Annotated in this window: 16 protein-coding genes; 11 read left to right on the top strand and 5 right to left on the bottom strand. The window is 60.8% G+C overall.

The features are described 5' to 3' along the window. Positions 1–27: 27 nt before the first annotated feature. The 4 genes from cbiB to ACN0TS_RS05125 are packed head-to-tail and all read right to left on the bottom strand — an operon-like array spanning position 28 to position 3,281. Entirely contained in the window at positions 28–930 is a 903-nt protein-coding gene (cbiB, locus tag ACN0TS_RS05140) for an adenosylcobinamide-phosphate synthase CbiB (RefSeq protein ID WP_417258264.1), read from the bottom strand. After that, on the bottom strand, positions 927–1,874 hold the full coding sequence (cobD, locus tag ACN0TS_RS05135) for a threonine-phosphate decarboxylase CobD (RefSeq protein WP_417258263.1): 948 nt from the start codon (positions 1,872–1,874) through the stop codon (positions 927–929). The genes cbiB and cobD overlap by 4 nt, the downstream gene beginning before the upstream one ends. Then, positions 1,871–2,263, bottom strand: a complete 393-nt coding sequence (locus ACN0TS_RS05130; RefSeq protein ID WP_417258262.1) for a DUF1636 family protein — start codon at positions 2,261–2,263, stop codon at positions 1,871–1,873. Before ACN0TS_RS05130 ends, cobD begins: the two co-directional genes overlap by 4 nt. A 37-nt stretch (positions 2,264–2,300) precedes the next feature. Next, entirely contained in the window at positions 2,301–3,281 is a 981-nt protein-coding gene (locus ACN0TS_RS05125; protein WP_417258261.1) for a glutathione S-transferase family protein, read from the bottom strand. Positions 3,282–3,619: 338 nt separating this feature from the next. On the opposite strand from ACN0TS_RS05125, the gene ACN0TS_RS05120 reads away from it, so the two are divergent. The 8 genes from ACN0TS_RS05120 (at position 3,620) to ACN0TS_RS05085 (ending at position 10,731) form a co-directional block, all read left to right on the top strand. After that, entirely contained in the window at positions 3,620–3,853 is a 234-nt protein-coding gene (locus tag ACN0TS_RS05120; RefSeq protein ID WP_417258260.1) for a DUF6732 family protein, read from the top strand. Positions 3,854–3,860: 7 nt separating this feature from the next. After that, positions 3,861–5,114, top strand: a complete 1,254-nt coding sequence (locus ACN0TS_RS05115) for a sirohydrochlorin chelatase (RefSeq protein ID WP_417258259.1) — start codon at positions 3,861–3,863, stop codon at positions 5,112–5,114. A gap of 3 nt (positions 5,115–5,117) precedes the next feature. Next, the gene (locus ACN0TS_RS05110) at positions 5,118–5,762 is read left to right on the top strand and encodes a precorrin-8X methylmutase (protein ID WP_417258258.1); all 645 of its coding nucleotides are present in this window, start codon (positions 5,118–5,120) and stop codon (positions 5,760–5,762) included. Beyond that, a complete protein-coding gene (cbiE, locus tag ACN0TS_RS05105; RefSeq protein WP_417258257.1) occupies positions 5,759–6,967 on the top strand; it encodes a precorrin-6y C5,15-methyltransferase (decarboxylating) subunit CbiE in 1,209 nt (402 codons plus the stop codon). Before ACN0TS_RS05110 ends, cbiE begins: the two co-directional genes overlap by 4 nt. Continuing rightward, positions 6,964–7,689, top strand: coding sequence for a precorrin-2 C(20)-methyltransferase (gene cobI / locus ACN0TS_RS05100; RefSeq protein WP_417258256.1), 726 nt, complete (start codon positions 6,964–6,966; stop codon positions 7,687–7,689). Before cbiE ends, cobI begins: the two co-directional genes overlap by 4 nt. Next, a complete protein-coding gene (cobJ, locus tag ACN0TS_RS05095; protein ID WP_417258255.1) occupies positions 7,680–9,506 on the top strand; it encodes a precorrin-3B C(17)-methyltransferase in 1,827 nt (608 codons plus the stop codon). Before cobI ends, cobJ begins: the two co-directional genes overlap by 10 nt. Continuing rightward, the gene (gene cobM, locus ACN0TS_RS05090) at positions 9,503–10,270 is read left to right on the top strand and encodes a precorrin-4 C(11)-methyltransferase (RefSeq protein WP_417258254.1); all 768 of its coding nucleotides are present in this window, start codon (positions 9,503–9,505) and stop codon (positions 10,268–10,270) included. Before cobJ ends, cobM begins: the two co-directional genes overlap by 4 nt. 113 nt (positions 10,271–10,383) lie before the next feature. Then, on the top strand, positions 10,384–10,731 hold the full coding sequence (locus ACN0TS_RS05085) for a hypothetical protein (protein WP_417258253.1): 348 nt from the start codon (positions 10,384–10,386) through the stop codon (positions 10,729–10,731). A gap of 7 nt (positions 10,732–10,738) precedes the next feature. On the opposite strand, the gene ACN0TS_RS05080 is transcribed toward ACN0TS_RS05085, so the two are convergent. Next, positions 10,739–11,917, bottom strand: a complete 1,179-nt coding sequence (locus ACN0TS_RS05080; RefSeq protein ID WP_417258252.1) for a MalY/PatB family protein — start codon at positions 11,915–11,917, stop codon at positions 10,739–10,741. Positions 11,918–12,054: 137 nt separating this feature from the next. On the opposite strand from ACN0TS_RS05080, the gene def (ACN0TS_RS05075) reads away from it, so the two are divergent. Genes def (ACN0TS_RS05075) through fmt form a run of 3 tightly spaced genes read left to right on the top strand, consistent with a single transcriptional unit; the run spans position 12,055 to position 14,040 of the window. Next, positions 12,055–12,576, top strand: coding sequence for a peptide deformylase (gene def, locus ACN0TS_RS05075; RefSeq protein ID WP_417258251.1), 522 nt, complete (start codon positions 12,055–12,057; stop codon positions 12,574–12,576). 58 nt (positions 12,577–12,634) lie between these two features. Further along, positions 12,635–13,138, top strand: coding sequence for a peptide deformylase (gene def, locus ACN0TS_RS05070; protein ID WP_417258250.1), 504 nt, complete (start codon positions 12,635–12,637; stop codon positions 13,136–13,138). Next, positions 13,135–14,040 carry a methionyl-tRNA formyltransferase gene (gene fmt, locus ACN0TS_RS05065; RefSeq protein ID WP_417258249.1) on the top strand — a complete coding sequence of 302 codons (906 nt, stop codon included), beginning with the start codon at positions 13,135–13,137 and terminating at the stop codon, positions 14,038–14,040. The genes def (ACN0TS_RS05070) and fmt overlap by 4 nt, the downstream gene beginning before the upstream one ends. The last annotated feature ends 8 nt before the right edge of the window (positions 14,041–14,048 follow it).

Below are 14,048 nucleotides of genomic sequence, written 5' to 3'. Positions count from 1 at the left end.
AGGCGAAGCGTAACGGCCAGGCGAAGGTTAGGTAAATGCAAAGAGGATCACAACCGCGAGGGTCAGCCCCCACGCACGCCACAACATGCGACATGCGCGGTCAATATCGGCGGCCCCTGCGGTTTTGCGCCCGTCGGCATGAACCCACGGAAAGTCTGTCATTTCTCCCTCATAGGAGCGCGGGCCCGACAGCGACACGCCAAGGGCGCGCGACATTGCCGCTTCGGGCCAACCCGCGTTGGGCGAGCGGTGTAGCTTGGCATCGCGCGGAATGCCCTGCACATCAATGCGCCCGCTCGCGGTGGCAATGAGCAGCGCGGAGAGACGGGCAGGAATCCAGTTCAGCACATCATCTAGACGCGCTGCCGCCTTGCCAAAGTCTTCGTATTGTTCGGTGCGGTAGCCGATCATACTGTCGGCGGTGTTCACGGCTTTGTAGATCAAAAGACCGGGCAAGCCCGCGACGAGAAACCAGAACACAGGGGCAATCACCCCGTCTGAGAAATTCTCGGCCCCCGATTCAATCGCGGCGCGTGAGATGGCGGGGGCGTCCATATCGGCGGTGTCGCGCCCGACAATACGCGCCACGGCTGCACGCCCCTCAGCAAGGCTGTCGCGCAACCCCTTGGCCACATCACGCACGTGATCCACAAGCGAGCGTTGTGCCAACAGGATCGCGCCAAGCACGATGTCCACGTAAGGGATAAAGGACAGCACCCATCCCAAGGCCCACATTGCCACGACCAGACCAGCGACAAGCAGCCCGCCTTTGAGCCGCCGCGTCGTGCCGTGGTTGAGGCTGCGATCTGCCGCCTCGATCAAGCGCCCCATGAGAACGGCGGGATGCGGTACGCGCGACCAGAGCCATTTCGGCTCGCCCAAAAGCGCGTCGAGGATCATCGCAAAAACGAGGGCCAAAGACGTGGTCACAGCGCGGCCTCCACCTGATCCCACCCATCGGGGGCGGGCAGACCGAGACGAATCCAACGGTCCGAATAGGGGAAGATGCGCGACCAGACGCGGCCCTCCGCGAGGCGTTTTTGCCATGCGCGGGCGTCGTCCACCTCATAGAGCCGAAACAGCGGCGTGCCACCCACTAGGCTTGCACCCTTGGCGGTCACGATTCCGTCTAAACGCGCGGCATCGTCGGCCAGTCGGGTGCGGGTGGCGTCAGCCCATGCAGCATCCCTGAGCGCCTCGCGTCCGATGGCCAGAGCAGGACCAGAGACTGCCCAAGGACCGATCAGGGTGGACAGGCGGTGAATGAGGTCGGGATCGCCAATGGCAAAGCCCAAGCGCAGCCCCGCAAGGCCCCAGAACTTCCCGAAACTTTTGAGCACAATCGTGTTGGGTTGCGCGGTGCGGGCGATGTGGCTTGCCTCGGGGGCGATATCGCAAAAGCTTTCGTCAATCACGGTGACGGGTGCGGTGAACTCGTCCGCCTGCCACATCCGCCCGTCCGGATTGTTGGGATGCACGGCAACCTGCACGGTGGTGCCTTTGTCGGCAGGGGAGGCGCCGATGTCCCATCCATGTGCGTCAAAGGCGCCTGCGTGTTCGTTGTAGGTCGGCGTCTGGATCGCCACGCGCCCTTTGGGCCAAAGCGCAGGCAGGCGTGCAATGAGGCTCGATGCCCCCGGAGCGGCCAGAATAGCGGCCTCGTGGGGCACCTTCCAAAAGGCGCGTGCGGCCTGAACCAATCCGTCTTGGGCGGCGGCATCGGGCAGCGCGGCCCATGCGTCGATTGCGATGTCGGACAGGGGGTAGGACACGGGGTTGATGCCCGTCGACAGGTCGATCCAGTCAGCTTTCTCCCCGCCGTAGCGGGCGACGGCGGCATCCAACCCGCCGCCGTGATCGCGGTGTTTGCTCATGTGTCGCTCTCGGATGGCAGCGGCAGTTGGCGCGAGACGAAATGCCCTTTGACCCCTTGTGGCCATGTGCGGAACGGCACCTGACCCGTGGGGGAGGCGGCGTGCATCGCGGCATATTCAACGATGGCCTCGGCATCCTCGGACGTGCCCTCAAAGGTGCCCAAGGAATAGCTGATCTTGGCTGTCCCGTCCTCGGTCTTGCCCTGCACGATGATGTTACAGGCGCGTTCGCACCCCATCGTGCAGGCGACGCGCTGGGTTTTGACCCCTGCCGCTTCGGCACGTGTTTCGATTTCGGCGGCGAGCAACTCGCCGTCGGTTTTATCCATGCCGCGCTCCGACCAATCGTCGCGCTTACAGGTTTCGCAAATTGTGATCCATGTTGTCATGGAGATGTGTTTTGCCCTGCCTGCGTTTAAGTGCAAGCTAAATATCGTCGCGCCCGTGCGGGGCGTCAAAGTCGGGGCGCGGTGTGATCGGCACGATACGGTGCGGATTGATCGCGTCGTGACTGTAATAGTAGTGCCGCACGATATGGTCGAAATGCACCGTCTCTTTCACCCCTTCCACCTGATACAGCTCACGCAGGTAGCCCCACATATTAGGGTAATCCACGATCCGTTTCAGGTTACATTTGAAGTGCCCGTGATAGACCTTGTCAAAACGGACAAGCGTGGTGAACAGCCGCCAGTCGGCTTCGGTGATCTGGTCGCCCGTCAGGTAGCGGTTTTGTCCCAATAGCCCTTCGATCCAGTCGAGACTGTCGAACAATGGCACAATGGCCTCGTCATAGGCAGCTTGCGTCGTGGCAAACCCCGCGCGGTAGACGCCGTTGTTGACGGTCTTGTAGATGCGGTCGTTGATCTCGTCGATGCGCGGGCGCAGGGCCTCGGGATAATAATCATCGGTGTTGCCCGTCAGGCCATCAAAGGCCGAGTTGAACATGCGGATGATCTCGGAGCTTTCGTTGGACACGATGGTGTCGCGCTGTTTGTCCCACAGGATCGGCACGGTCACACGGCCAGAGACCTGCGGATCAGCTTTGGTATAGATGTCACGCAGATAGTCGACCCCGAACAGGTCATCGCCCGTGGCCCCGTCGAAATCGGTCGAAAAGGTCCATCCCTCTTTCAACATATCGGGGTGCACGGCGGAGACGGTGACGAGATCACCGAGACCTTTGAGCGCACGAAAGATCATCGTGCGATGTGCCCACGGACAGGCGTGCGAGACATAGAGGTGGTAACGCCCCGCCTCGGCCTTGAACCCGTCGGTGCCCGTCGGGCCCGCGCTGCCATCGGCTGTGATCCAGTTGCGAAAGCCCGCTGTCGAGCGCTCGAACCGTCCACCTGTTTTGGTGGTGTCGTACCACCCGACATTCCAACCGCCGTTTTGTAGATAACCCATTGCGCTCTCCAAATTGTGTAAAAGCGTATCTAGGGCGCGGGTATCGGAGCGCAAATAGCGACCAAGGCGCAGGTTTGGTGCGAATTTGCACAAAGTGCCGTGGCGTACCGTGATGTGAGGTGAATTTGTTACCGCTAAAGCGTTTGAGAATCCCTGTGCTCCCGCCTATAGATGAGGCGACGACGCCCTCACTTCGGAGGGCCAGAGAGGTTGGCTGACGGTAGATTGACCCAATTCGGGGATCTCGCACAGCATCGTCAAAGGGATGGGGTGAAACCCGTGCCTAGCCTCCTTGAGTGAAACGCCCCGATCCGTGGGGCAAACAACAAGGATTAGACATGACCCGCGTACTCGCGTTTTTCTTCGCCCTTATCGCTGCCCCTTCTTTTGCGCATCCCGGCCATATCGCTGATGCCGCAGGACATGACCATTGGATCGCGGGAATCGCCCTTGGCGTCGCCGCAGGCATTGCCATTTGGGGCGCAGTCACAAGCATTAAGGGCAACAAGGCCAAAGCCGAAGACGCATCTGACGCCGAGGGTCAGGCCGACTCCGAGACTCAGGAAGCGTGAGCCCATTATGAAAACTGGAGTTATGATCTGCGGCCACGGGTCACGCAGCCAAGCTGCCGTGGACGAATTCGCCGTTCTGGCCGAAAAACTGCCCGCCCTTTTGCCCGACGACTGGTTGGTCGATTACGGCTATCTGGAGTTCGCGAACCCCGTGATCCGCGATGGGCTGGACCGTCTGCGCGAGGCGGGCTGTGATCGCATTCTTGCCATTCCGGGAATGCTGTTCGCCGCGATGCACTCCAAAAACGACATCCCCACCGTTCTCAACACCTATGCCGCCAAACACGGCATCGACCTGTCCTACGGGCGGGAATTGGGCGTGGACCCGAAAATGATCGCCGCCGCAGGGGCGCGTGTTCAGGCCGCCGTTGACGCGGCCAACGCCGAGCATGGCGAGCTGCCGCTGCACGAGACGGCTCTGGTCGTGATCGGGCGCGGCGCATCTGATCCTGACGCCAACGGCAACGTGTCCAAAATCGCGCGGATGCTGTGGGAAGGTATGGGCTTCGGGTGGTGTGAGGTCGGCTATTCGGGCGTGACCTTCCCGCTCGTCGAACCTGCGCTGCAACACGTCTCCAAGCTGGGCTACAAACGCGTCATCGTCTTCCCGTATTTCCTGTTCACGGGCATCCTGATCGACCGCATCTACGGCTTCACCGACCAAGTCGCCGCCGAGCATCCCGACATTCAATTCGTCAAAGCGGGTTATCTCAAAGATCACCCCAAGGTGCTTGAAACCTTCGCGGAGCGGATCATCGAGCAAACTGGCCCCGTGCCTGTGCCGAACTGTGGCATCTGCCCGTTCCGCACCCAAATCCTCGCCACCGAGGACGGGACAAAGATCACCGCCGAGGACCGCGCAGCCGCCCATCCCGCACTGGCCGCAGCGCCACCGCCCACCTGTGTGCTGTGCAAATACCGCGTTCAGGTGCTGGGCTTCGAGGCCGAGGTCGGCGCGATCCAAGAAAGCCACCACCACCACGTCGAGGGCCAAGGTGCCTCCGCTCCCGGATCAAACGTGGCCGATTGCACGCTCTGCGATACCTTCTGCACGGGGATGTGCCGTCTCGAAATGCCGCATGAGCATCACCACCATCACGACCATAGCCACGATCATGGGCAGTCTCACGATCACGCACATGACCACGGCCATAGCCATGATCATCACCACCATCATCACGACCACGATCATGTGCATCCCGTCTACCCCCATGCCGACCACCCGCACGGGCCCGAAAGTGCGCGCAAGGCAAAGGTCTAATCGGTGCGCCCTTACGAGAAAGACCCCGCCGCGATCTACGCCGCGAGCTTTGAGATCGTGCGCAAAGAGGCCCGTCTCGATCGCTTCGACGCAGGGATGGAACGGCTCGCTATCCGCCTGATCCATGCCTGCGGTATGGTCGAGGTGGCCGACCGTCTGGCCTTCTCCGCCAATGCCTATGCGGCGGGCCATGCGGCGTTGGCAAACGGGGCACCGATCCTGTGCGATTGCGAAATGGTCGGCGCGGGGATCATCCGTCGCTACCTGCCTGCGGACAACGAGGTGATCGTCACCCTCAACGATCCGCGCACACCCGACCACGCCAAAGCCATCGGCAACACCCGTTCGGCGGCAGCGGTCGAGTTCTGGGCGGATCACCTTGAGGGGGCCGTCGTGGCCATCGGCAATGCCCCCACCGCGCTCTTTCACCTGCTTGAGATGATCGAGCAAGGCGCACCAAAGCCCGCCGTGATCCTCGGCTTCCCCGTGGGCTTTGTCGGCGCGGCAGAAAGCAAAGCCGAACTGGCCGCAAACCCGCGCGGCTGCGAGTTCGTTGCCCTGCGCGGGCGTCGCGGTGGTTCGGCCATCGCTTCAGCCGCCGTCAACGCGCTTGCCGTTGGCCTGCCCGAAATCGGAGAGCGCACATGAGCGCGTGGCTCCACGTCATCGGCATCGGCGACAATGGTGCGGACAGCCTGTCGCCCGCGACCCTGAGCGTTCTGGAGAGTGCCGAGGTGATCTTCGGCGCGACCCGTCATCACGACCTCACCGCGCATCTGACCGCCGAGCGCCGCGCTTGGCCCTCGCCCTTTGACGCGCTGATCGCCGATCTCAAAACGCTCAAAGGACGCCGCGTGGTCGTCCTCGCCACGGGTGATCCGCTTTGGTATTCCGTCGGCGCTCGGATCGCGCGAGAAATTGACCCCGCCGAAATCCTGTTTCACCCGCAACTCTCCGCCTTTCAACTTGCCGCCGCCCGCATGGGCTGGAGCCTTGCCGATTGCGAAACGCTGACCATCCACGGGCGTCCCGCAGAGCAAATCATTCCCTTCCTCGCGCCCGAACAGTCTCTGCTGATCCTGACCAAAGACGCCGCAAGCCCCGCACAGGTCGCACAGATATTGCGTGACCGTGGATATGGCGCATCGCGACTCACGGTTCTGGCCCATATGAACGGCGCAGAAGAAGCCCGATTTGACGGCACCGCCGCCGATTGGTCCCAAGATGTGCCCGACTTTCACACCCTCGCGGTCGCCTGTGTCGCGGACGAGGGCGCAGCGATCTTGCCCCGGACGGGCCTGCCCGACACGGCCTTTGCCTCCGATGGTAATATGACCAAACAGGAGGTTCGCGCGATCACCCTGTCCAAACTTGCCCCTGCGCGTGGGGCGTTGCTGTGGGACATCGGTTGTGGCTCTGGTTCCGTGGCAATCGAATGGATGCGGGCCGCAAGAGACGCCCGCGCCATCGGGATCGAATGCCGTGCCGACCGCCGCGCCTTTGCCGCCCAGAACGCCATCACCCTTGGCGCACCCGCGCTCAAATTGATCGACGGCACGGCTCCCGAGGCGCTTGCCAATCTGCCTGCGCCTGACGCGGTGTTTATCGGTGGCGGCCTGACCCGCACCGTGTTCGATACCGCATGGGCGGCGCTCAAACCCCACGGACGGCTCGTCGCCAATACCGTCACGCTTGAGGGCGAGGCGACCTTGCTCGCCTTGCACGGCGCATTTGGTGGAGCCTTGTCGCGCATCTCGGTCGAGCGGGCCAAACCCGTCGGAAGCCTCAGCGGATGGAAACCCTTTATGACCGTCACACAATGGACCCTCACCAAAGGGAGTACCCCAACATGAGCGGCACCCTTTACGGCGTAGGCCTCGGCCCGGGCGATCCCGAACTGATGACGCTCAAAGCGGCGCGTCTCATCGCGGGCGCGGATGTCATCGCCTATCCCTCCCTTGCGGGGGGCAGTTCCTTTGCCCGCGCTATCGCGGCGGATCACATCACGGCAGGCACCAAAGAGATCGTCATGGATGTGCCGATGACGGTGGAGCGCGGCCCCGCCCAAGCGGCCTATGACACAGGTGCCGCCGCCATTCGCGCCGAGCTTGATGCAGGGCGCGATGTGGTTGTGCTGTGCGAGGGCGATCCGTTTTTCTACGGCTCGTTCATGTATCTCTATGCCCGCCTCAAATCCGACTACGCGGTTGAGGTCGTCTCTGGCGTCACCTCCGTGACCACCTGCGCCGCTGTGGCGGGGTTGCCGATGGCCGCGCGCAACGAGGTCGTGACCATCATCCCCGCGCCGCAACTTATCGCGCAAGGCGGGCTCGTGCCCGACAAAGGTCCGACACATGTCCGACAGGAGGCCGACACGCTCGTTATCATGAAATTGGGCCGTCATTTCGACGCGGTCCGCACCATGATTTCCGACGCGGGTCTGACCGACAAAGCCGTCTATATCGAACGCGCCTCCTGCCCTGACGAAGTGGTCCTGCCGCTCGCCGAGGCCCCCGAAAAAGCACCGTATTTCTCAATGATCCTAATCGTGAAAGGGGCCGACCCGTGGCTCTAACTCCTGTTGTCATCGCCCTGAACGCATCGGGCGAAAAAACCGCGGCCCGTATCGCCAACGCGCTGGGCGCACAGCTTCATGGCCGTGAAGGGCGCACCCAAGCAAAAGTCACGTTTCCCAATGCCTTAGACCATATCCGTGACCTCTTCGCCGCGGGGATTCCCGTGATTGGTGTCTGCGCCAGCGGCATCCTGATCCGCGCCGTGGCCCCCCTGCTCAATGACAAGCGATCCGAGCCGCCTGTGCTGTCCGTGGCCGACGATGGCTCGGTGGTTATCCCACTGCTCGGCGGGCATCGCGGCGCTAACCGTCTGGCCAAGGAGATTGCCGTCGTTCTGGACGCCAAAGCCGCCCTGACAACAGCAGGTGATCTGGCGCTTGGCGTGGCCTTGGATGTGCCACCTTTGGGCTACCGCCTCGCCAATCCCGAGGACGCCAAAGAGGCGATGGCGACCCTGCTCGCAGGCGGCGGTATCTCCTTGTCAGGACATAATATTTTCGACCTCGAGGACGCGGGTGGCGATGTTGAATTGACCGTCACAGACGCGCCTGTTGAGGGCAGCGGATCACGGCTTGTTTATCATCCGCAGCGCTATGCGCTTGGCGTCGGATGTGCCCGCAATGCCGACCCTGAGGAGCTATGGCAAAACGTATCTACGTTGCTTGCCGAGGCGGGCATCGCCACAGGTGCGATTGCCTGTGTGAACACCCTTGATCTCAAAGCCGATGAACCCGCGATGAACGCGCTTGCCGCGCGTCTCGATGTGCCTTTGCGGGTCTTTACGGCGACCGAATTGGAAGCCTACGCCGACCGCCTCGCCAACCCGTCAGACGTGGTGTTCGCTGAAGTCGGCTGTCACGGCGTGGCCGAGGGCGCAGCCCTTGCCGCAGGCGGTGCGCTCTTTGCTGAGAAACGCAAAACAGCCAACACCACCTGCGCGCTCACAAAAGCGGACACGCCGATCACCGATCTCAAAGGTCGCGCCCGTGGCCGTCTGTCCGTTGTGGGCATCGGTCCGGGTCAGGCGGCATGGCGCACGCCAGAGGTTTCGCGCCTGATCAGCGAGGCCGAGGAGCTTGTTGGCTACGGGCTTTACATCGACCTTTTGGGGCCCTTGGCCATGGGCAAAACCCGCTCCGATTTCCCGCTGGGTGGCGAGGAGGATCGTTGCCGCTATGCCCTTGAACAAGCAGGAAAAGGCAAGAACGTCGCGCTTGTCTGTTCGGGCGATGCAGGGATCTACGCGATGGCAGCACTTGTGTTCGAATTGTTGGACCGTGGCCCTGACGAACATGGCGTGTCTGATGCTGCCCGCCGCGCGGAGGTTGTGTGTTCGCCAGGCGTCTCGGCTCTGCAGGGTGCCGCTGCCCGCGCAGGGGCGCCGCTCGGCCATGATTTCTGTGCCATTTCGCTGTCGGATTTGCTGACGCCCCGCGCGGATATTGTGCGCCGTCTCAAGGCCGCAGCCGAGGGTGATTTCGTGATCGCATTTTACAATCCCGTGTCCAAAAAACGCCGCACGCTTTTGGCCGAGGCGCGTGATATTTTGCTCCAACACCGCCCCGCTGACACGCCCGTGATGCTCGCCTCGAACCTCGGACGCCCGACCGAGAATGTCCGCTATCGCCGCTTGGACCAGTTGGAGGTGGACGAGGTGGATATGCTCACCGTGGTTCTCATCGGTTCGTCCAATTCGCGCCTCGCCCAACTTGGCGAAGGGCCGCGTATGTATACCCCGCGTGGCTATTCGCGCCGTATTGACGGGGATCTTGAAAACGTTGGCAACCGCCACCTCGACGACAAGGATGCGTCATGACTGTCTATTTTATCGGGGCTGGTCCCGGCGATCCCGAACTGCTGACCAAGAAGGCCGAGCGCCTCATCGGTGAATGCCCTGTGTGCCTCTACGCGGGCTCGCTTGTCCCCGCTGAAGTCGTGGCCTGTGCGCCCGAGGGAGCCAAGGTCATGGACACAGCGCCGATGACCTTGGACGACACCCACGCCGAGATCAAAGCGGCCCATGAGGCGGGGCAGAATGTCGCGCGGGTCCACAGTGGTGATCCATCGCTCTATGGCGCGATTGCCGAGCAAATCCGTCGCCTTCGCGCTGACGGCATCGATTATGAAATCATCCCCGGTGTGCCCGCCTATGCCGCTGCGGCTGCTGCCTTGGGTCAGGAATTGACCATCCCCGAGATTGCGCAATCCATCGTTCTCACCCGCGTGGCGATGAAATCCACGTCCATGCCCGCGGGCGAGACGCTGGAGAACTTTGCCCGCACGGGGGCGACATTGGCTATTCACCTCGGGGTGCGCAATCTGCGCGAGATAGAGCGCCAATTGGCGCCGTATTATGGCGCGGATTGTCCTGTGGCTGTGGCCTACCGCGTGGGCTGGCCTGATCAGATGCTCATTCGGGGCACATTGTCGGATATCCGCGAGAAGGTTCGCAGTGAGAAGATCACACGCACAGCATTGATTTTGGTCGGTCCTGCGCTCGGTGAAGTGGCGGACTTCAAGGACAGCGCGCTTTATGATCCTGATATGCCTCACGTTTTGCGCCCGAAAGTGCGCCAATAGGGTAACGGTCTGTGGGACAATGTCTCTTTGTCACGGAACGTTAACTTGACTGTAACCATGAATGGGCCATCCTTATGCCGTCAGCTTGGTGAGCCGACTCAAAGGAGGACCACATGTCTGCATACCTGTCCAAAGAAGTCCGTGAGGGCTTGGAAATGGCGCGTAAAGCCAGTTTGAAAAAGCAGTCGCGTTTGCGGGTGCAAGCAGGCGACGAGACATTCCGTGTGCTTCGGATGTGGGATGGTGGATTCGCGTTGGACCGTGACGATGCCGATCATTTGCGCGGGCTTGTGGATCTCTACGATGGGGCAAAGCACCTGTATCAGGCGTTGATCGTCGCGAGCGAAGACGACGGCCATGAGATGCAGTTCGAGTACAAACGCTCAACTGTCGCCACGGATAAAGCGCCATTGGATTACGATCGGCCCGATGACGCGCCGATCGCTTTGCTGACGCGCTGACCCCGATTTACTGAAGGTCGCTGAACGTGTTGCGCAGTCGTGTGCAGGCTTCCTCGACAATCGAGCGCGGCGTGGCAAGGTTGAAGCGCAGATAGCTTTCGCCGCCTTTGCCAAACGTCGGTCCGTGGTTCGGCGCAATGTGGGCGTCCTTTTGAACACGGTCGGTAAACTCTTGTCGTGTCATTCCTGTCCCCGAGAAGTCGACCCACGCCAGATAGGTGGCCTCAAGCGGCATTGATTTGAGGCCGGGAATGGCATTGATCGTGTCGTCAAAGAGTTTGCGGTTGCCGTCAAGGTAGGCGATCAAATCGTCAACCCATGCCGCGCCTTCTGGGGAATAGGCTGCTGTCGCCATGTTGAGGCCAAAGGAGTTGGGCGAGATGCCCAAGGCCGCAAGACGGGTAGCGAATTTTCCGCGTAGGTTCGGGTCTTCAATGATGACGTTGCCTGAATGGGTGCCCGCGATGTTGAAGGTTTTTGTGGTCGCAGTCATCATCACCAAACGATCCGTAATGTCGCGAAACTGCGCCATTGGGATATGTGTATGTCCCGCAAATACGAGGTCATGGTGAATCTCGTCGGACACCAGAATCAGGTCGTGACGGATACAGAAATCGGCGACCCCTTGCAGCTCGTCGCGGGTCCAGACGCGTCCCCCAGGGTTATGGGGAGAGCAGAGGATGAACATGGTCTCTTTGCCTGTCATCTGCGCATCCCAGGCCTCGAAATCCATTTCATAGTACCCGTCATTGAGTGCCAGTTCGCATTCGACAACAGTGCGCCCTGCGGCTTTGATGGTGCGGGCAAACGCATGGTAAACGGGAGTGGTCAGGACCACCCCGTCGCCCTCTTTGGTAAAGGTATCAAGGCACAGCCCCGTGCCGTTGACCAAACCGTGCGTTGTGAAAATCCAATCGGGTTCGATGGTCCATCCGTGGCGGTTTTGCATCCACCACGCAATCGCGGCCTTATAGTCGCTCTCATCGCCGAAATAGCCATAGACGCCATGCGCGGCCATATCCTCAACCGCCTTTTGCACACAGGCGGGCGGGTGAAAATCCATATCGGCAACCCACATCGCAATCCCGTCCGAGGCAGGAACACCATACAGGCTTTCCATACTGTCCCACTTCGCACAGTGGGTGCCGTGGCGGTCGACGACTTTGTCAAACGGGGATTGGGTCATGTTCTTTCCTTCTGTAGGTTTCGAGGTACGATAGTGCGCGCGTTACCATATAGAAAACCACTTTTTTGACCTGAGGCGTCGCGTCACACCATGACGCACAGTTGCGAAGCTGCGGCGCATTGATTACATGCAGACTTATGACCCTGAAGCCCATTCTGATACACCCCGACCCGCGCCTTAAAAAAGCATGTGATCCCGTCACCGAATTTGACAAAGCACTGGCTGCTTTGGCGGATGATATGCTTGAGACGATGTATGACGCGCCGGGCATCGGTTTGGCCGCGCCGCAAATCGGCGTGATGAACCGCCTTTTGGTGATGGATTGCGTCAAGGAAGAAGGCGGAACGCCTGAACCCATGGCGCTCGTGAACCCGCAAGTAGTGTGGGAAAGCGATGAGCGCAATGTCTATGAAGAGGGGTGTTTGTCGATTCCCGGTCAGTACGCCGAAGTCGAGCGCCCGAAGATGGTGCGCGTGACATGGCAGGATGTCGAGGGCCGCGACCACGAGCAAGAGTTCGACGAGCTTTGGGCAACCTGTGTGCAACATGAGATCGACCATCTCAACGGCAAGCTATTCATTGACTACCTCAAGCCGATGAAGCGCCAGATGATTACGCGGAAAATGCAAAAGCTCAAGCGCGAGCAAATGCGCGACTAGTGCCGTGTGTGGCACAGGTTCACGGGCGGTATCCGCCAAAGTTTCAAAGGTGACGACAATGGCTGCCCGACCTTTTATTCCCTATCCTGACAAGCGATTGAAAACGGCGGTTCCCCCTGTCGAGACGGTCACCGATGAGGTGTGCGGCATTTGGGACGACATGGTGGAAACGATGGACGCGATGCCGGGCTATGGGCTCGCAGGGCCTCAGATTGGCGTGATGATGCAACTGGCTGTCGTCGATTGTTCAGATGAGCGCGGCAAGGCGGTGCGCATGGCCAACCCGCGCGTCCTTCATTCCTCAGTGCAGCTGCGCGAGCATGAGGAAGCCTCACCGAATTTGCCGGGAATGTCGGCTGTGATCTCCCGCCCTCGCGCGGTGACTGTCGCGTTTTTGAACGAGAGCGGCGAGCAGGAAGAACGCGATTTTGTGGGCCTCTGGGCCACGTCCGTGCAGCACCAGATCGATCACCTGAACGGCAAAATGTATTTCGACAACCTCAAACCGGTGAAGCGTCAGATGTTTCTTAAAAAGGCGAAGAAAACGGGAGCGATGAAATGAGAGTGGTTTTCATGGGATCGCCCGCGTTTTCCGTGCCTGTGCTTGACGCTCTGGTTGAGGCTGGTCACGAGATTGCCTGTGTCTATTGCCAGCCACCCCGCCCCGCTGGGCGCGGCAAGAAAGACCGTCCAACCCCTGTTCAGGCTCGTGCCGAAGAGCTTGGCCTACCTGTCCGCCACCCGCTCAATTTCAAAGATCCCGCTGATGTCGCCGCCTTTGAAGCGCTTGAGGCGGATGTCGCGGTGGTCGTGGCCTACGGACTTATCCTGCCGCAAACCCTGCTTGATGCGCCCACGAACGGCTGCCTCAATATTCACGCGTCTTTGCTGCCACGTTGGCGCGGGGCCGCTCCGATCCACCGCGCGGTGATTGAGGGAGATGCGGCAACGGGTGTGTGCATCATGCAAATGGAAGCAGGTCTCGATACGGGGCCAGTTTTGTTGCGCCAAGAGACCGAGATCGCGGACGACGACACTACCGCGACCCTGCATGACCGCCTGTCCGAAATGGGTGCAGAGGCCATTGTGACGGCGCTTGATGCCCTCCCGCATTTGATCCCCGAGGTCCAATCCGAGGCGGGCGTCACCTACGCCAAGAAGATCGACAAAGCAGAGGCCAGGATTGACTGGTCGCGTCCTGCCTCGGCCATTGATCGTCAAATCCGTGGCCTTACCCCGTTTCCGGGCGCATGGGCGGAGTTGAATGGCGAGCGGATCAAGTTCCACATGTCACGCGTCGTAGACGGTCAGGGTGCCGCTGGAGAAGTCATCGGCGCGTTTACCATCGCCTGCGGTGAGGGTGCTGTTGAGATCACAACTGCGCAACGTGAGGGGAAACGGGCTATGCCTGTGACTGAAATTCTGAAAGGATTGGATATGCCTAAGGGCACCCAGTTCGCGTAAAGGATCGT

The organism is Celeribacter sp. (assembly GCF_048266405.1).
Taxonomy (GTDB): domain Bacteria; phylum Pseudomonadota; class Alphaproteobacteria; order Rhodobacterales; family Rhodobacteraceae; genus Celeribacter.
Note: the sequence above shows the minus strand (reverse complement) of the source record. Positions and strands in the feature narration are given on the sequence as shown.